Raw genomic sequence first — 18,189 nt, 5'->3', positions numbered from 1 at the left:
ATATGTCAAGCCGAGAGCGGATTCGCCGGGAAGCGCCGCGGAACGCACAGCTCCGCACCGGCTCCGCACAGATCCGCCCGGGCACGGCCGGCCGGTGCGGTCTGAGCCTGGAAAAGGGCGAAGCTTCTCGTGGCGACCGAGGGGCTGGCGCGGGAGCTTCAGCGGCGAGCCGGCATCGATCCGCCGGTGCAGGAGGTTTCCCCGATGCCGTTCTTCGCTCCACGATCCGCGGTCGAGCCCCCCCGCAACGCCGCGCTGTCACCGCTCTTCCTCGCGCTGCTGGCGCTGCTCATCATGCTCGCCTCGGCCCACGCGGCGCCGGGCCGAGACCGGGGTGGCCTCACCCTGCGCGGGCCGGCCGGCACCGCGCCGGTCGAGGCCGTCCAACTGGCGACCGACATCAGCGTCGACGTCAGCGGCCCGACCGCCCGGGCCACCGTCACCCAGGCCTTCCGCAACGTCACGGCGGACTGGGTCGAGGGCACCTACCTGTACCCCCTGCCGGAGGACGCGGCCGTCGACGGGATGAAGCTCGTCGTCGGCTCCCGCGTGATCGTCGCCGACATCCGCGAGCGGGCGGCGGCCAAGCGCGCCTACGAGGCCGCGAAGGCGGCCGGGCAGTCGGCGGCGCTGACCGCGCAGGAGCGGCCCAACGTCTTCACCAACGCGGTCGCCAATATCGGCCCCGGCGAGACGGTGGTGGTCCAGATCACCTATCAGCAGACGATCCCCGTCTCGGGCGAGACGCGGACGCTGCGCCTGCCCCTGGTGGTCGCGCCCCGCTACAATCCCGCCCCCGCCCCGGTGGACGCGGTCTCCCTCGACGGCGTGGCCGGAGCGGCCCGCGACCCGGTTCCGGATCGCGCCCGGATCAGCCCGCCGGTGCTCGACCCGGCCCTGTCGTCGCCGACCAACCCGGTCGCCGTCACCGTGCGGCTGAAGGCGGGCTTCCCCGTCGGTGACGTCCGCAGCGCGACCCACGCGATCCGCGTGACCGAGACCGGCCCGGAGGCGCGGACCGTCACGCTCGCCGACGGCGTCGTCCCGGCCGACCGCGACCTCGAGCTGACCTGGGCGCCGGTCCCGAGCCGGGTGCCCGGCCTCGGCCTGTTCCGCGAGACCGTGGCGGGCCGGACCTACCTGCTGGCCGCCGTGAGCCCGCCGGCGATCGAGACCGACACGGCCGCCCGGCCGGCGCGCGACGTCACCTTCGTCATCGACAATTCCGGCTCGATGTCGGGCGCCTCGATGCGGCAGGCCAAGGCCGGGCTGCTCGCCGGTCTCGCCCGCCTGACCCCGTCGGACCGCTTCAACGTCATCCGCTTCGACGACACCTGGGACGCGCTTCATCCCGCGCCCGTCCCGGCGACGCCGGAGGCCCTGGCGCAGGCCCAGGCCTTCGTCGCCGCTCTGGAAGCCCGCGGCGGCACCGAGATGCTGGCGCCGCTCAAGGCGGCCCTCGCCGACCCGCACCCCGAGGACGGGCGCGTCCGGCAGGTCGTGTTCCTCACCGACGGCGCCGTCGGCGACGAGGAGCGGATCTTCGCGGCGATCCACGCCAATCTCGGGCGCACGCGCCTGTTCATGGTCGGCATCGGCTCGGCGCCCAACGGCCACCTGATGCGCCACGCCGCCGAGATCGGACGCGGCAGCTTCACCGAGATCCGCGACCTCGCGCAGGTCGGCGAGCGGACCCGCGCGCTCTACGAGAAGCTGGAATCCCCCGCCGTCACCGACCTGACCGCGACCTTCTCGGTCTCGGGCGTCGAGGTCACGCCGGGCGCGCTGCCCGACCTGTATCGCGGCGAGCCGCTGGTCTTCGCCGCGCTTCTGCCGGGAGCGGCCGAGGAAACGGCCCGCGGGACCGTGACCGTCACGGGCCGGGTGGGCGGCCGGACATGGACCCGGACGCTCCCCCTCGCCGAGGCGGGTGCGGGCGCCGGCATCTCCAAGGTCTGGGCGCGCTCCCGGATCGGCGAGACCGAGACGGCGCGCATCACGGGGCGCCTCGGCGCGGACGCGGCCGACGCCGCGATCCTGGCGCTGGCCCTGGAGCACGGCCTGACGACGCGGCTGACCAGCCTCGTGGCCGTCGACGCCACGCCGCGCCGCGCGCCCGGCACGCCCCTCGTCGCCGCCGACCTGCCGCTGAACCTGCCGGCGGGCTGGGACTTCGCCAAGGTGTTCGGCACGGACCGGCCGGGCGCCACGCCCGCCGACGACGGGGCAGCGCGGATCGTGCCGATCCGGGCCGAGGGCGCGGCGGTCGACCTGCCGCGGACCGGGGCCGGCATCGTGGCGCAGCTCGGCCTGGGCCTGCTCCTCGCCCTGCTGGGTCTCCTGCTCGGCACCGGCCTGACGATCGGCGGCCGGCGGACCGGGGACGCGCGATGAGCCGGCGCACGGTGACCGGACTGGGGAGGGCCCTCGCGGCCCTCCTCACCCTCGCGGGGCTCGGGCTCGCGGCGCAGGCCGCCTGGATCCCCGCCAAGGCCGTCCTGGCCCAGCTGCTGCTGGAGCGCGCCTTCGCCCGCACCCTGGCCGAGGGTCGGCCCGCCCGGCCCTGGCCCTGGGCCGACACCGAGCCGGTCGCCCGGCTCACCGTCGCGGGCCGCAGCTTCGTGGTGCTGCGGGGCGGGAGCGGCCAGGCCCTGGCCTTCGGCCCCGGCCACCTGGACGGCACCCCGGAGGCCGGCGCGCCCGGCACCGCGGTCATCGCCGCCCACCGCGACACGCAGTTCGCGGTGCTGGGACAGCTCGGGCCCGGCGATCCCGTCACGGTGACCGGCCGCGACGGCCGGATTCTGCGCTTCCGCGTCACCGGCACGCGGGTGGCCCGCTGGGACGCCTCGGGCATCGACCCGGAGGCCCCGGGGCGGCATCTCGACCTCGTCACCTGCTGGCCCCTGGAGGCGCTGCAGGCCGGTCCGCTCAGGCTTATCGTCGAGACCGAGCTGGCCCCGGAGCCGGAGCGTTCCTGACGGCTCGGCGTGGACGGTCAGCTTGGCCGCGCTTGCGCGAATGTGCGGTTTCGTGCGGATCTGTGCGGGTCAAGCCCGTGCGAGCCGTGCCTGTGAGCGAGATTGAACTGTCCGAGGCGCAGAGCCGCGCCATTGCCCAGACCGTGCGCGAGGCGCTGGCCCGCCGGCGCATCTCGCGGCAGACGCTGGCCGAGGAGGCCCGGATCAGCATCTCGACCCTGGAGAAGGCGCTCGCCGGCCGCAGGCCCTTCACCCTGGCGACGACGATCCGGCTGGAGGAAGCCTTGGGCCAGTCCCTGCGCCAGGAGACGGCGCGCCCGGCCCCGGAGGCGGCCCGTCACGCGCCCGACGAGCTCGGCTCCTACTCGCGGGAGAGCGTCGCCTGGATCGAGGGGCGCTACCTCACCCTGCGGCCCTCGTTCGGGTCGGCGGACGCGATCTTCGCCTACCGCACCGAGATCGCCTGGGACGCGGACGCGGCCCGCCTCGTGTTCCGCGAGGCCGAGCGGCTCGACGCGCCCTTCGCGCAGTCCGGCAGCGTCGCCGTGCCGAGCCAGTCGGGCATGATCTACCTCGTGACCAACTGGCACGGACAGCACCGCCTCGCGGTGCTGTGCCGCCCCAACATCCAGGGCGAGATGTACGGGGTCCTGACGACGCTCCACGCCGGGCGCGGCACGCAGCTGACCCCGGCCGCGGCGCCCCTGGCGCTGTTGCCCGAGCAGGCGGGCGCGCACGGATACGGGCGGATCGGGCCGGAGGAGCCGGGCTACGGTCCGTACCGGGCCTATCTCGCCCGGGTGAACGACGACGGCTACGCCACCTTCTTCACGGGCGTCGCCTGACGGGATCTGACGGATGAGCCCGAAGGCGCGGCGCGCGGCGGGCTTGGAGCGGGTACCGGGAATCGAACCCGGGTATTCAGCTTGGAAGGCTGCTGCTCTACCATTGAGCTACACCCGCGCGGGCGGATCGTTAGCACGCCGGGTCGGCCGTGAGAAGGTGGGTCGGGATCGCCGCCGCGCGGGCGACGTCCCGAAACCGCGACGTCGCTGGCCGGCTCACAGACACGGATTCATGACCGGCTCGCGCGGGGTCGAGAGCAGGTCGTCGACCTGGGCGCGCAGGCCCGCGGCGCCGCCGGTCCGCAGGGCCTCGTACAGGGCCTCCGCGTCGCGGCCGCAGACCGCGCCGGGCCGCTGCTCCGGTTCCGTCGTCCCGTCGCGCGGCGGGCCGGCCCCGTCCGGGGCGTTGTCGGCGATGAAGCGATCGATGCGCGCGAGCGCGGCGCGCAATTCCTGCTGGAAGTCCGGGTCGGCGCCGGCGTGGCACGCCTGTCCGACGGCGCGCATCGCCTGCAGGATGCCGCGCATGCACAGCACCGCACCCTTGCCGGTCCGGTCGACCTTCGTGACGGTGTCGCCGCGCCGAATGGTCTGGATCCCGTTCACGAGCGCCTCCGCCGATCCCGGTCCGGCCTGACCGGGAGCCTCCGAGGACACGACCAGGAACGCGCAGGCCGCGGCGGCGCAGCCGACGATCAGGGATCGCGGTCGGGACGGCGTGCGTGTCGTGAGGCGCATGGATCCGGTGCCGTCTCCACCGCGCGACCGCGGCAACATCTGCGCCCGCTCAACCCAGGCCCAGGGCGGCGCGGGCCTCCGCGGGCGTGGCGACGCGGCGGCCGTGGCAGGCCACAGCCTCGGCGGCGAGGCCGACGAGCTCGGCGTTGCTCGCCGCCAAGCGGTCCTTCGTCACCCGGATGTTGTCCTCCAGGCCGGTGCGGACCGCGTCCGCCCCGCGGGCGAGTGCCCAGTCCATCACGATCGCCTGGTTGCGCCCGATCCCGGCCGCCGTCCAGGTCGCCTCCGGCAGGATCCGCCGGGTCTCGGCGAGCAGGATGTCGAGGAGGTGCTCCTCGGCCGGCATCGCGTTCTGGACGCCCATGACGAACTGCACGTGCGGGCGCGCGTCGATCAGGCCCGCCTCCACCAGCCGCTTGGCGCCGTGCAGGTGCGAGAGGTCGAAGATCTCGATCTCGGGCCGGACGCCGTACTGCTTCATCTGGCCGGCGAGGTCGGTCACGAGGCTCGCGGAATTCTCGTAGACGATCGTCGGGAAGTTCACCGAGCCGGTGGACAGGGAGGCCATGTCGGGCCGGTGCTTGAGCGAGAGGCCGCGGGCGGCCGGGTCGCGCCCGCGCCCGCCCGTCGAGAACTGCACGATCATCCCCGGGCAGTGCCGGCGCAGCCCCTCCTGCACGGCGGCGAACCTGTCCGGATCGGAGGAGGGCGACTCGTCGTCGTTGCGCACGTGGATGTGGCAGAGCGTGGCGCCGGCCTCGAAGGCCTGCTGCGTCGACTCGATCTGCTCGGGCACGGTGACCGGAACGGCCGGGTTGTCGGTCTTGCGCGGCACCGAGCCGGTGATCGCCACCGCGATCACCACGGGCGCGTCGCTCCGGGATCCTGCCATTCGCCTGTCCTCCCTGCCGCATCGGGCTTCCGCGACCGGGATAGCGCCGCGGGATCCGGATCTGAACCGCCCGGCGCGGGCGGCAGCTCCGTGTGCGGGACATCTCCGGCCGGATGACAGCCCGGACTTGAGTCTTGCGGGCGCTTGCCGCACCTCTCGACCCGCGAGGCACACGATGAACGACACCGTCCTGGTCCTGAACGGGCCGAACCTGAACCTGCTCGGCAAGCGCCAGCCGGAGATCTACGGCCGCGAGACGCTGGCCGACGTCGAGGCCCTGTGCCGCGAGACGGCCGCCGGCCTCGGCCTCGCGGTCGATTTCCGCCAGAGCAACGCCGAACATGTGCTGATCGACGCGATCCACGAGTACCGCGTCGGCTCGACCGGCATCGTCATCAATGCGGGCGCCTACACCCACACCTCGGTCGCCATCCTCGACGCGCTGAACACCTGCGAGGTGCCGGTGATCGAGTGCCACATCTCGAATGTCCACCGCCGCGAGGCGTTCCGCCACCATTCCTACCTCTCGCTCGCGGCCACGGCCGTGCTGGCGGGATTCGGCACGCACGGCTACGCGCTGGCGATCCGGCACCTCGCGCATCTGCGGGCCGGCAGACCTGCGTGAGGCGCGGATAGCGCCGCGATCAGGGTTGACGCTGGCGGAGACAGGGCGGAGGAGGGCGGTCAGGCCCTATTCCCACGCGATCTCTCTGGCCGGACCGGTTCTCAAGGCCCCGGAGAGCGCCCCAAGCGGAGCGCGCACGCCGCATGACCAGCCCCTTCCTGCCCCTCGACCGGAAAGTGATCGCCCGCGAGGCGGCCAAGATGTTCCTCGAGATCGAGGCGGTGCTCTTCTACAAGGACGAGCCGTTCAAGTTCACCTCGGGCTGGGCGAGCCCGGTCTACACCGACAGCCGGAAGATCATCTCGTTCCCGCGCCTGCGCTCGACGCTGATGGATTTCGCCACCGCCACCATCGTGCGCGAGATCGGCTACGAGAAGCTGACCCACATCGCCGGCGGCGAGACCGCCGGCATCCCCTTCGCGGCCTGGATCGCCGACCGGATGATGCTGCCGATGCAGTACATCCGGAAGAAGCCTAAGGGGTTCGGCCGCAACGCCCAGATCGAGGGTGAGATCGTCGAGGGCGCCCGGACGCTGCTCGTCGAGGACCTCGCCACCGACGGGCGCAGCAAGGTCAATTTCTGCAAGGCCCTCCGCGATTCGGGCGCCCAGGTCGAGCACTGCTTCGTGCTGTTCTACTACGACATCTTCCCTGACAGCGCCGCGCTGATGGAGGAGATCGGTATCAAGCTCCACTACCTCACCACGTGGTGGGACGTGCTGGCGGTGGCCAAGGAGATGGGCACCTTCGACCCGAAGACGCTGGCCGAGGTCGAGCGCTTCCTCAACGCGCCGGCGGAGTGGTCGGCGGCCCACGGCGGCATCTCCGCCTTCGGCCAGGCCTGAGGGGCATCCCGCGATGAGCGTCGCCGACCTGTTCCCCGCTGAGCGCCAGGACGCGAAGACCGTCGACTGGATCACGATCCGGCGGCCTGACGACTGGCACATCCACCTGCGCGACGGCGCGATGCTGAAGGCGGTGCTGCCCTACACGGCGGCGCAGTTCGCCCGGGGCATCATCATGCCGAACCTCGTGCCGCCGGTGACCACGGTGGCGGCCGCCAGCGCCTATCGCGAGCGTATCCTTGCCGCGCTGCCGGAAGGCCAGGACTTCACGCCGCTGATGACCTGCTACCTGCGGGACGACACCGACCCGGACGAGATCGAGCGCGGATTTCGGGAGAAGGTCTGGGTCGCTGCGAAGCTCTACCCGGCCGGCGCGACCACGAATTCGCACGCGGGCGTCACGGACCTCGTCGGCATTACCCCCGTCCTGGAGCGCATGGAGCGGATCGGCATGCCGCTCCTGATCCACGGCGAGGCGACCGACCCGGAGATCGACATCTTCGACCGGGAGGCCGCCTTCATGGAGGGCAGCCTGATCCCGCTGCTCGGCCGCCATCAAGGGCTGAAGGTCACCGTGGAGCACGCCACCACGGCGGAGATCCTCGACGTGGTCCGGGAACACCGGAGCCGGTGCGCGGCGACGATCACGCCGCACCACCTCGTGATCAACCGGACGCACATCTTCCAGGGGGGGCTGCGCCCGCACCTGTACTGCCTGCCGGTGGCCAAGCGCGAGCGGCACCGTTTGGCCCTGCGCGAGGCCGCGACCTCCGGCGAGGCCTGCTTCTATCTCGGCACCGACACCGCGCCGCATGTCCGCGGGGCCAAGGAGGCGTCCTGCGGCTGCGCCGGCGTGTTCTGCGGGCCTTCCGCGCTCCAGACCTACGTGCAGGTCTTCGACGAGGAGGGGGCGCTCGACAAGTTCGAGGCCTTCGCGTCGCTCAACGGAGCCCGCTTCCACGGGCTGGAGCCGAATGCCGGGACCGTGACCCTGGAGCGGCGGGAGAGCCGCATCGCCGAGGCCGTCGCGGTCGACGACACGGCAGTCGTCGTGTTCCGCGGCGAGGAGACGCTGCCCTGGTCGGTGGTATAGCGAATCAGGGCGATGGGTGCGCTCCGTCATCGCGAGCGCAGCGAAGCGACCCAGGGATGCGCGACATCGGTGATCGTCGCGCGACACTGGATTGCTTCGCTGCGCTCGCAACGACGATGATCGGCACTCCATCCAATCAGCCAGAGCCATCTTTGCCTGGATCCAACCTCCGGTTACCGATCTTCCGTCGATCCGGGGGAGGGCAAGATGCAGGACGCGCGACAGGATGGCATCACGGCGCTCGGCGCCGTGGACCTCGCCGCCGCCATCCATGGCCGAGTGATCTCCTGCGTGGAGGTGATGCGCGCCTATCTGGAGCGGATCCATCGGATCAACCCGCAGGTGAACGCCCTCGTGGGCCTCGCCGACGATGCCGCGCTCCTGCGGGAGGCCGAGGCCGCCGACGCCGCGCTGGCGCGGGGGGACGCCGTCGGGCCGCTGCACGGCTTCCCGCTGGCCGTGAAGGATCTCGACCCAGTCCGCGGCCTGCGGTTCACGCAGGGCTCCCCGATCTTCGCCGACCGGGTCGCCGACACCGACTCGATCATGGTGACGCGCCTGCGCGCCGCCGGGGCGATCTTCATCGGCAAGACCAACATCCCCGAGTTCGGCCTGGGCTCGCACAGCTTCAACCCGGTCTACGGCGCCACCGGCAACGCCTACGATCCGGCCAAGACCGGGGGCGGCTCGAGCGGCGGCGCCGCGGTCGCAGTCGCCTTGCGGATGCAGCCGGTCGCCGACGGCAGCGACCATGCCGGCTCCCTGCGCAACCCGCCGGCCTTCAACAACTGCTACGGCCTGCGCCCGAGCTGGGGCCGGATCCCCGCCGAGGCCAAGGACGTGTTCAGCCCGAACCTCGGCGTGCTCGGGGCGATCGGGCGCACGCCCGGCGATATCGGCCTGATGCTCTCGGTGCTGGCGGGCTACGACCCGCGCTGCCCGAACGCCATTCGGCAGGACCCGTCCGCCTTCGCGAGCCCGCTCGCCCGCGATTTCCGCGGGACCCGGATCGCGTGGCTCGGGGATTGCGGCGGCCAGATCCCGTTCGATCCCGGCGTGCTCGACGTCGGGCGTTCGGCGCTCGCCACCTTCGCGGAGATCGGCTGCACCGTCGAGGAGGCGATGCCGCGCTACGACATGGAGACCCTCTGGCAGGACTGGCTGGTGCTGCGGGCCTTCACCGTCGCGGCGAACCTCCGCCCGTTCTACGACGAGCTCCGCCACCGGGTCCTGCTGAAGCCGGAGGCGGCCTGGGAGGTCGAGCGGGGGCTGGCGCTCGGCGCCGACCGGATCATCGCGGCGCTGGAGGGCCGCACCCGCTGGTACGAGACCCTGCGCCGCTTCATGAAGACCTACGACTACGTGGTCATGCCCAGCGCCCAGGTCTTCCCGTTCGACAAGGGCCTGCGCTGGCCCGAGACGGTGGGCGGACGGGCGATGGACACCTACCACCGCTGGATGCAGATCACGATCCCCGCGACGATGTCGGGCCTCCCGTCGCTCGCCGTGCCGGCGGGCTTCGGCGAGGCCGGTCTGCCCACTGGCATCCAGATCGTCGGTCCGAACCACGGCGAGCTCGCCTGCCTGCAGCTCGGCGCCGCCTACGACGCGGCGAGCGGCTGGGTGCGCCGCTACCCGCCGCCGCTGCAGTGAGCCGCGGCTCCGGCACTCAACCGGCGCGGAACCAACGCGATTGCACGCACGGACGCGTTGACCGGCTCCGCGCTCTCCGCTAAGAGGCCCGACACTTCGCGCGCCGACTATGAGCCAGTTCCGGATCATGGGGCCGCCGCGGGGCAGTTTCGGGTTTCCGATGACGACGGTCCTTATTGTAGCGGTAGCGTCACCGACGGGGCGGCCCTGAACGAGGGTCGCGATCCGAGCGGTGGCGCATGCAGGGTCCCTCGGGGCCCTTTTTTGTTGCCCGCTCCAGGGCGGCATGGGATCGGCGCAGACGGGTGACCGAGGCGAGAGGCACCTTCGGGCGAGGCGGAGACCGCCCCGCGTGACGGGGGTGCCGGGAGAGAGGACGGGGCAGGGCGGCGATCATGGGATCGCGGTGGCCTCGGAGAGCGCGAGGAGACGAGCATGGGCGGCGAGGTCATGACCGGGGCCGAGATGGTCATCCGGGCCTTCCAGGATCAGGGTGTCGACACGCTGTTCGGGTACCCGGGCGGCGCCGTACTTCCGATCTACGACGCGCTCTTCCACCAGAACGCCGTCAAGCACATCCTCGTCCGCCACGAGCAGGGCGCCGTCCACGCCGCGGAGGGCTACGCCCGCTCGTCCGGCAAGGTCGGCTGCGTCCTCGTCACCTCGGGCCCCGGCGCGACCAACATCGTCACCGGGCTCACCGACGCGATGCTGGATTCGATCCCGCTGGTCTGCATCACCGGCCAGGTTCCGACGCACCTGATCGGCACCGACGCGTTCCAGGAATGCGACACGGTCGGCATCACGCGCCACTGCACGAAGCACAATTACCTGGTCAAATCGATCGACGACCTGCCGCGCATCCTGCACGAGGCGTTCTACGTCGCGGCGAACGGCCGGCCGGGCCCGGTCGTCGTCGATCTGCCCAAGGACATCCAGTTCGCCTCCGGCCTCTACGAGCGTCCGGAGATCGCGAGCCACAAGACCTACCGCCCGGCCGTGAAGGGCGACGCCGACCGGATCCGCGCGGCCGTCGAGCTGATGGCGACCGCACGGCGGCCGGTCTTCTACACCGGCGGCGGCGTGATCAACTCGGGCCCGGAGGCCTCGCGGCTGCTGCGCGAGCTCGTCCGCGAGACCGGTTTCCCGATCACCTCGACGCTGATGGGGCTCGGCGCCTATCCGGGCACGGACGAGAAGTTCCTGGGCATGCTCGGCATGCACGGGACCTACGAGGCCAACCTCGCGATGCACGAGTGCGACGTGATGATCTGCGTCGGCGCGCGGTTCGACGACCGGATCACCGGCCGGCTCGACGCGTTCTCGCCCTTCTCCAAGAAGATCCACATCGACGTCGACGCCTCCTCGATCAACAAGGTCGTGAAGGTCGATGTCGGGATCGTCGGCGACTGCGCCTCGGTGCTCGCCGACATGCTGGAGGCGTGGCGCGCCCTGCCGTCGCGGCCCGACAAGTCGAACCTCGATCCGTGGTTCCAGAAGATCAGCGCCTGGAAGGCGCGGGACTGCCTCGCCTACTGGCCGTCGGGCACGATCATCAAGCCGCAATACGCCGTGCAGCGCCTCTACGAGGCCTGCAAGGACCGCGAGACCTACATCACCACCGAGGTCGGTCAGCACCAGATGTGGGCCGCCCAGTACTTCAAGTACGACGAGCCGAACCGCTGGATGACGTCGGGCGGCCTCGGCACGATGGGCTACGGCCTGCCGGCGGCGATCGGCACCCAGCTCGCGCACCCGAACGGGCTCGTGATCGACATCGCGGGCGAGGCCTCGATCCTGATGAACATGCAGGAGATGTCGACGGCGGTGCAGTACCGCCTTCCGATCAAGGTGTTCATCCTGAACAACGAGTACATGGGCATGGTCCGCCAGTGGCAGGAGCTGCTGCACGGCTCGCGCTACTCGCAGAGCTACTCGGAGAGCCTGCCGGACTTCGTGAAGCTCGCGGAGGCCTACGGTGCCAAGGGCATGCGCTGCGAGAAGCCTGGCGACCTCGACGGCGCCATCGCGGAGATGCTCGCCCATGACGGCCCGGTGATCTTCGACTGCATCGTCGACAAGACCGAGAACTGCTTCCCGATGATCCCGTCGGGCAAGGCGCACAACGAGATGCTCCTGTCCGATTACCTCGGCGAGACCGGCGTCGAGCTCGGCGACGTGATCTCCGAGGAAGGCAAGATGCTGGTGTGAGGGCGGGCGGCCCGGCGTCACCGCCGGGCCGCGATCCGCCGCTGCGGCGGCGATGGGTCGAACGACGAGGACGAGGCCGGCGATGAACGCGATGAACACCCACTACCCCGATGCCGTCCGCGTCGAGCCGGTGAACCGGCACACGCTGGCGGTGATCGTCGACAACGAGCCCGGCGTGCTCGCCCGCATCTCGGGCCTGTTCTCCGGCCGCGGCTACAATATCGAGAGTCTGACCGTCTCCGAGACCGAGGAGGCGCGCCACATCTCGCGCATCACCATCGTGACCACCGGGACGAACGCCGTGATCGAGCAGATCAAGGCGCAGCTTGACCGGCTGGTGCCGGTGCATCGGGTCGTGGACCTCACGCTCCAGGGCAACGCCATCGAGCGCGAGATCTGCCTCGTGAAGGTGAAGGGCGAGGGCGAGCACCGCAGCGAGGCCCTGCGGCTGGCCGCCGCCTTCGGCGCCAAGACGCTGGACGCCACGCTCAACTCCTTCGTGTTCGAGCTGACCGGCGCTACCGAGGATGTCGACCGGTTCGTGCGCCTGATGAGCGTGATCGGGCTGGTGGAGATCTGCCGGACGGGCATCTCCGCCATGGGGCGCGGGGCGGAGCCGCTCTGAGCTTCTGGCGCGCGGCCAGTCGGTGCTCGGGGGAGCCGGAAGACGTTACCGGCTCTGAAGGCGACAGCCGGCTGGCCGTTGTCGCTGAAAACGCCGCGCCCGTATTCGTCGATCAAGGACCCCCCATGACCGCCCGCAACCTCTACTACGCCCCCGGCGCCTGCTCGCTCGCCGCCCACATCATCCTGGAGGAATCCGGGCTGCCCTACGAGGGCCTCAAGCTCGATCTCGCCGCGGGCGACCAGCGCCGGCCGGAATACCTCGCGATCAACGATCGCGGCCGTGTCCCGGCGCTGACCGAGGACGGCTGGGTGCTCACCGAGTGCGCGGCCATCATGCGCCATGTCGCCCGTCAGGTGCCGGAGAAGGGGCTCTGGCCCACGGATCTCCGCGAGCAGGCCGCCGCCGACGAGTGGCTCGGCTGGCTCGCCTGCAACCACCACGTGACCTACGCCCATGTCCGCCGGCCCGAGCGCTACACCGAGGACGAGAGCGCCCTCGAGGGCATCAAGGCGAAGGCGGCCGACACCTACGCGGACCTCGCCACCATGACCGAGGTGCGCCTGTCGCACGGCGGGTGGGCGGTGGGCGACCGGTTCAGCGTCGTCGACGCCTACCTGACGGTCTTCTGGTTCTGGGCCAACGGCCCGGTGCTCCGGTTCGACATGGCCGGTCGCTTCCCGGCCTGGACCGCCCATGCGCGCCGGGTCGCCGAGCGCCCGGCTGTCCAGGCCGTCTTCGCCCGCGAAGGACTGCCGCTCCCCCGCTAGCGAGGTGCGAGCGCGACCCCCCTTGCCGCGCCCCACGAATCGGCCTACAGCGCGTACCGTACGGTACGGTACGCCATTCGAGATGATGCAGGCCAGCGCGACAGCAGAGCGGGAAGAGCCGTCGGCACGCCAGCAGGCAGTGCTGGACGCCGTGCTCGGCCTCATGGTCGAGGACGGCGAGCAGCTCACCATGGACGCCGTCGCGCGCCGGGCGAGCTGCTCGAAGGAGACGCTCTACAAGTGGTTCGGCGACCGGGACGGGTTGCTGACCGCGACGGTGCGCTGGCAGGCCTCCCGGGTCCATGCCGGGAACGACAGCGCTCAGGTGCTCGACGGCGCGACCCTGCGGGAGCGCCTGCAGGACTTCGCCGTGACGTGGCTGGAGGTCATCACCGGCCCGACCTCGGTGGCGCTGAACCGCATCGCCATCGCGCATGCGGGCTCGCGCAAGAGCAATCTCGGCGGCATCGTCCTGGCGAACGGGCGCTTCGCGATCGGCGAGCGGGTGAAGCCCGTGCTGGAGGCGGGGCGCGCCGCCGGCCTGCTGAGCTTCGCCGACAGCGAGGCTGCCTTCCGCACCTTCTTCGGCCTCGTCGGCCGGGATATCCAGATCCGCCTTCTGCTCGGCGAGACCCTCGACCTCGACGGGGCCGGGATCCGGCGCGACGCGGGCCGCGCCGTCGAGCAGTTCCTGGCCCTGTACGGCCGGGCCAAACCCGACCCGAAACACCAAGTCTAAGAGGAGACAGACATGCGGGTGTATTACGATCGCGACGCCGACCTGAACCTGATCAAGGGCAAGAAGGTCGCCATCGTCGGCTACGGCAGCCAGGGCCACGCCCACGCGCTCAACCTGCGCGATTCCGGCGTGAAGGACATCGTCATCGCGCTGCGCGAGGGCTCCGCCACCGCCAAGAAGGCCGAGCACGAGGGCTTCAAGGTCCTGTCGGTCGCCGAGGCCGCCAAGTGGGCCGACGTGGTGATGATGCTGACCCCCGACGAGCTGCAGGGCGACATCTACCGCGAGTCCCTCGAGGGCAACATGAAGCAGGGCGCCGCGCTCCTGTTCGCCCACGGCCTCAACGTCCACTTCAACCTGATCGAGCCGCGCAAGGACCTCGACGTCCTGATGGTCGCCCCGAAGGGCCCCGGCCACACCGTGCGCTCCGAGTACCTCCGCGGCGGCGGCGTGCCGACCCTGATCGCCATCGCGCAGGACGCCTCCGGCAACGCCCACGACCTCGGGCTGTCGTACGCCTCGGCCAACGGCGGCGGCCGCGCTGGCATCATCGAGACGACCTTCAAGGAGGAGTGCGAGACCGACCTGTTCGGCGAGCAGGCCGTGCTCTGCGGCGGCCTCGTCGAGCTGATCAAGGCCGGCTTCGAGACCCTGGTCGAGGCGGGCTACGCCCCCGAGATGGCCTATTTCGAGTGCCTCCACGAGGTGAAGCTGATCGTCGACCTCATCTACGAGGGCGGCATCGCCAACATGAACTACTCGATCTCCAACACGGCCGAGTACGGCGAGTACGTCACCGGCCCGCGCATCGTGACGCCCGAGACCAAGGCCGAGATGAAGCGCGTGCTCAACGACATCCAGTCGGGCACCTTCACCCGCAACTGGATGCTGGAGAACAAGGTCAACCAGACCTCGTTCAAGGCGACCCGCGCCAAGCTCGCCGCCCACCCGATCGAGGAGGTCGGCGCCAAGCTCCGCGGCATGATGCCGTGGATCTCCGAGAAGGCGCTGGTCGACAAGACCCGCAACTGATCCGCATCCGCGCGGTCGGGCCCGGCCCGGCCGCGCACGCGCGGGGCCGGTCACGCGGAGGCGTGGCCGGCCCTTCGCGTTCCGGGTTGCCCGACACAGGGTGTCCCGGCCATAAGCCCGCCAGCGGTCCCGCGCGTACGAGGACCGGCAAGCGGAGAGGACACGCATGGCATCGCTCTATTCCGACGCGCACCGGGCGCTGCAGGAGGAGTTCGGCACCACCAAGCTCGCCGTGCGTCTCGACGAGGACTGGGTCCACGAGACCGTCCAGCCGGACGAGGCCGCCTTCATCGGCTCCCGCGACATGTTCTTCCTCTCGACCGTCGACCCGGACGGGATGCCGACGGTCTCCTACAAGGGCGGTCCCACGGGCTTCGTGAAGGTGCTCGACGACAAGACGCTTGTCTTCCCGGGCTTCGACGGCAACGGCATGTTCTACTCGATGGGCAACATCGAGGGGCAGGCCAAGGTCGGCCTGCTGTTCATCGACTTCGAGACGCCCCACCGGATCCGCGTCCAGGGCCACGCGACGCTGCTGCGCGACGACGCCCTCTTGGCCGCGTACACCGAGGCCAAGTACCTGGTGAAGGTCGCGGTGACGAAGATCTGGATCAACTGCCCGCGCTACATCCACAAGTACCAGAAGCTCGAGCAGAACAAGTACGTGCCGCGGCCCGGCCGCGAAACGCCGCTCGCCGCCTGGAAGCGCCTCGACCTCGCGGGCGACGTGATCAGCGATGCCGACAAGGCCCGCGTCGCTCAGGAGGGCCGGCTGGAGGTCGCGGAGTACGAGGCGCTGATGGCCCGCGGCGAGGCCTGATCGTCCATTGCGGCCGCCCCGCAGTCCCGGGCGGCCGGTGCGGAACTCAAATTACGTCAAATCAGATTTTTCCGAGTATAAATCTGCCGTACAAAATACTAATAAAGCATAACTTCTGTGTTCTATAGTTTAATGGTCTAAAAAATTCTTGACGATGTGAGTGCCGAGCCATAAATTTCGTGCAGATTTTGCCGATCGCATCTTTGCTCGGACCGTTAAGATCATGGTTTCGCTCCCGCTGCGCGTCGCATTGATCTGCAGCATCCTGATCGCTGCGGTGTTCGCGGGTGGGACGACTTTTCTCGCCCGCCGAATCGACGCTTCCTTCGATGAGCAGGCCGCAGAGATACAGTCGGAGACGCTGTCGAACGAGGCGCGCGAGGTCCGCTTCCGCCTCGCGGTAGCGGCCAAGACTGCCGAGAGCATCGCGGCCTCCGCGTCGGCCCTGCGCGCCGGCCGCATCCAGGACCGGGACATCTACGACGCGCTGCTGCGCGAGCTTCTGCGCGCCAACCCCGAGCTGATCGCGACCTGGACGGGCTGGGAGCCGGACGCCCTGGACGGGCGCGACCGCGCGTTCGCCGGCACGGCCTCCTCGGACGCGAGCGGCCGCTTCATGCCTTACTGGAACCGCGGGAGCGGCACGATCAAGCGCGAGGTCCTCACGGGCTACGAGGCCGAGCCGGACGGCGCCTATTACCTCCGGCCGAAGCAGCTGAACCGCTTGGTCGCCATCGAACCCTACATCTACCCGGTGGCCGGGAAGGACGTCGTCATGATGTCGTTCGGCGCACCGATCACCGTGGACGGCACGTATCGCGGCACCGCCGGCGTCGACATCGATCTCGGGTCCCTGAACGCCGCCCTCGGGGCGGTGAGGCCGTTCGGGACCGGCTACCTCGCCGTGGTCTCGGCGAACGGAACGACCGTCGCGCATCCGACCGGCGCGGCGGCCGGGAAGCCGATGCACGGCTTCGACGCGTCGGCGGCGGACGCGGCCCGGCAGGCGATCGCGGCGGGAGCCGTGGTGGTGACCGACGCGCCGGGCCCGGACGGGGCGCCGTGGCGCTACATGGCGCAGCATATCCAGGCGGGCGAGACGCCCGACCGCTGGGCGATCGTCGTCGCGGTGCCGGTGGCGACGCTCACGGCCGCCGCCGATCGGGCGCGCGCGACGCTGATCGGCATCTCGGTCCTCTGCGTGCTGATCGGGTGCGCGGCCGTCTTCGGCGCGCTGCACCATCTCGTCGGGGCGCCGATCCGCGGCCTCGGCCGGACCATCGGCGACATGGCCGCGGGCGATTACGGGGCGGATGTGCGCGAGGCGCGGCGCCGCGACGAGGTCGGACTGGTCGGGCGTGCCGTGCTGAAGCTGCGCGACGGCCTGCGGGCGCAGGCGGAGGCCGACGCGCGAACGCGGGCAGAGGCTCAGGCGGCGGCCGACCGGGACCGCAAGCGGGTGACCGCGGACTTGGCGAACAGCTTCGAGCAGGCCATCGGCGGCATCGTCGCGACGGTCACGGACGCGGCCACCGCGCTGCAGGCCACGGCCGGGGCGCTGGCCGCCACGGCGTCGGAGACCGCCGGCCAGTCGACCACCGTCGCGGCCGGGGCCGAGGAGGCCGCCTCCAACGTCCGGGCCGCAGCCTCGGCGGCCGAGGAGCTCGGCAGCTCGGTGCAGGAGATCGGGCGTCAGGTCCAGGGATCCGCGCAACTCGCGCGGGCCGCGGCCGACGAGGCCGGGCGCACGGTGCGGCTGGTGGAGGATCTGAGCGCGGCGGTGATGAAGATCGGTGATGTTGTGGCGCTGATCAGCGGCATCGCCGGCCAGACCAACCTGCTGGCCCTGAACGCCACCATCGAGGCGGCCCGCGCCGGCGAGGCCGGCCGGGGCTTCGCGGTCGTGGCCGCCGAGGTGAAGGCGCTGGCCGAGCAGACCGCACGGGCCACCGAGGAGATCGCGGGCCAGATCGCCCGCGTCCAGGCCTCGACCGAGCAGGCGGCCTCGGCGATCGGCAGCATCACGACGCGCGTCGACGAGATCAGCGGGGCGGCCACGACGATCGCGGCCGCGGTCGAGCAGCAGGGCACGGCAACCCAGGAAATCGTCCGCAACGTGACCCAGGCCGCCGCCGGCACGGGCGAGGTGACGACGAACATCGCCCGCGTGGCCGAAGCCGCCGACATGACCGGCTCTGCCGCCGGTCAGGTGCTGGAATCGTCCGCGGACCTGTCGCGGCAATCCGCGCATCTCCGGGCGGAGGTCGGCCGCTTCCTCGGAACGGTGCGCGCGGCCTGATGGTCGCCGTGCCGGCCCGCG

16 protein-coding genes and 1 tRNA gene are annotated in these 18,189 nt (G+C 71.1%); 14 read left to right on the top strand and 3 right to left on the bottom strand.

The features are described from left to right. The first annotated feature begins 204 nt into the window (after positions 1-204). The 3 genes from H288_RS0101025 (at position 205) to H288_RS0101015 (ending at position 3,826) form a co-directional block, all read left to right on the top strand. On the top strand, positions 205-2,394 hold the full coding sequence (locus tag H288_RS0101025) for a marine proteobacterial sortase target protein (RefSeq protein ID WP_043712017.1): 2,190 nt from the start codon (positions 205-207) through the stop codon (positions 2,392-2,394). Then, complete coding sequence (locus H288_RS0101020; protein WP_020090733.1) at positions 2,391-2,981, top strand: class GN sortase; 591 nt, start codon at positions 2,391-2,393, stop codon at positions 2,979-2,981. The genes H288_RS0101025 and H288_RS0101020 overlap by 4 nt, the downstream gene beginning before the upstream one ends. A gap of 92 nt (positions 2,982-3,073) precedes the next feature. Beyond that, entirely contained in the window at positions 3,074-3,826 is a 753-nt protein-coding gene (locus H288_RS0101015; RefSeq protein ID WP_020090732.1) for a helix-turn-helix transcriptional regulator, read from the top strand. 44 nt (positions 3,827-3,870) lie between these two features. Here H288_RS0101015 and H288_RS0101010 read toward each other — a convergent pair. From H288_RS0101010 to H288_RS0101000, 3 genes are all read right to left on the bottom strand, one after another. Then, a tRNA-Gly gene (locus tag H288_RS0101010) sits at positions 3,871-3,944 on the bottom strand. Positions 3,945-4,042: 98 nt separating this feature from the next. Continuing rightward, positions 4,043-4,564, bottom strand: a complete 522-nt coding sequence (locus H288_RS0101005; RefSeq protein ID WP_020090731.1) for a hypothetical protein — start codon at positions 4,562-4,564, stop codon at positions 4,043-4,045. A 49-nt stretch (positions 4,565-4,613) separates the two neighbouring features. Beyond that, the gene (locus H288_RS0101000; protein WP_026604553.1) at positions 4,614-5,456 is read right to left on the bottom strand and encodes a 3-keto-5-aminohexanoate cleavage protein; all 843 of its coding nucleotides are present in this window, start codon (positions 5,454-5,456) and stop codon (positions 4,614-4,616) included. A 175-nt stretch (positions 5,457-5,631) separates the two neighbouring features. Between H288_RS0101000 and aroQ the strand changes: the two genes are divergently transcribed. The 11 genes from aroQ to H288_RS0100945 all read left to right on the top strand — a co-directional run bounded on the left by aroQ (position 5,632) and on the right by H288_RS0100945 (position 18,168). After that, positions 5,632-6,081: a type II 3-dehydroquinate dehydratase gene (gene aroQ, locus H288_RS0100995; RefSeq protein ID WP_020090729.1), complete on the top strand. Its 450-nt coding sequence runs from the start codon at positions 5,632-5,634 to the stop codon at positions 6,079-6,081. Between the two features lie 143 nt (positions 6,082-6,224). Beyond that, positions 6,225-6,926 (top strand): orotate phosphoribosyltransferase, encoded by a 702-nt coding sequence (locus H288_RS0100990; RefSeq protein WP_020090728.1) that lies wholly within the window; start codon positions 6,225-6,227, stop codon positions 6,924-6,926. Between the two features lie 13 nt (positions 6,927-6,939). Continuing rightward, positions 6,940-8,019 (top strand): dihydroorotase, encoded by a 1,080-nt coding sequence (gene pyrC / locus H288_RS0100985; RefSeq protein ID WP_020090727.1) that lies wholly within the window; start codon positions 6,940-6,942, stop codon positions 8,017-8,019. Between the two features lie 207 nt (positions 8,020-8,226). Further along, positions 8,227-9,672 (top strand): amidase, encoded by a 1,446-nt coding sequence (locus tag H288_RS0100980; RefSeq protein ID WP_020090726.1) that lies wholly within the window; start codon positions 8,227-8,229, stop codon positions 9,670-9,672. Positions 9,673-10,107: 435 nt separating this feature from the next. Beyond that, the gene (locus tag H288_RS0100975; protein WP_020090725.1) at positions 10,108-11,883 is read left to right on the top strand and encodes an acetolactate synthase 3 large subunit; all 1,776 of its coding nucleotides are present in this window, start codon (positions 10,108-10,110) and stop codon (positions 11,881-11,883) included. Positions 11,884-11,965: 82 nt separating this feature from the next. Next, the gene (gene ilvN, locus H288_RS0100970; protein ID WP_020090724.1) at positions 11,966-12,508 is read left to right on the top strand and encodes an acetolactate synthase small subunit; all 543 of its coding nucleotides are present in this window, start codon (positions 11,966-11,968) and stop codon (positions 12,506-12,508) included. Between the two features lie 125 nt (positions 12,509-12,633). After that, positions 12,634-13,278, top strand: coding sequence for a glutathione S-transferase N-terminal domain-containing protein (locus H288_RS0100965; RefSeq protein ID WP_020090723.1), 645 nt, complete (start codon positions 12,634-12,636; stop codon positions 13,276-13,278). Between the two features lie 82 nt (positions 13,279-13,360). Then, positions 13,361-14,017: a TetR/AcrR family transcriptional regulator C-terminal domain-containing protein gene (locus tag H288_RS0100960; RefSeq protein ID WP_085986784.1), complete on the top strand. Its 657-nt coding sequence runs from the start codon at positions 13,361-13,363 to the stop codon at positions 14,015-14,017. A gap of 12 nt (positions 14,018-14,029) precedes the next feature. Continuing rightward, positions 14,030-15,049: a ketol-acid reductoisomerase gene (gene ilvC / locus H288_RS0100955; RefSeq protein ID WP_012322218.1), complete on the top strand. Its 1,020-nt coding sequence runs from the start codon at positions 14,030-14,032 to the stop codon at positions 15,047-15,049. Between the two features lie 166 nt (positions 15,050-15,215). After that, entirely contained in the window at positions 15,216-15,869 is a 654-nt protein-coding gene (locus H288_RS0100950; RefSeq protein WP_020090721.1) for a pyridoxamine 5'-phosphate oxidase family protein, read from the top strand. A gap of 223 nt (positions 15,870-16,092) precedes the next feature. Beyond that, positions 16,093-18,168, top strand: a complete 2,076-nt coding sequence (locus H288_RS0100945; protein WP_020090720.1) for a methyl-accepting chemotaxis protein — start codon at positions 16,093-16,095, stop codon at positions 18,166-18,168. Positions 18,169-18,189 lie beyond the last annotated feature (21 nt).

Origin of the sequence: Methylobacterium sp. 285MFTsu5.1, from assembly GCF_000383455.1 — a bacterium.
In the GTDB taxonomy this organism is placed as follows: Bacteria; Pseudomonadota; Alphaproteobacteria; order Rhizobiales; family Beijerinckiaceae; genus Methylobacterium.
The sequence above is the reverse complement of the archived record's forward strand: the minus strand, read 5'-3'. Positions and strand labels throughout refer to the sequence as shown.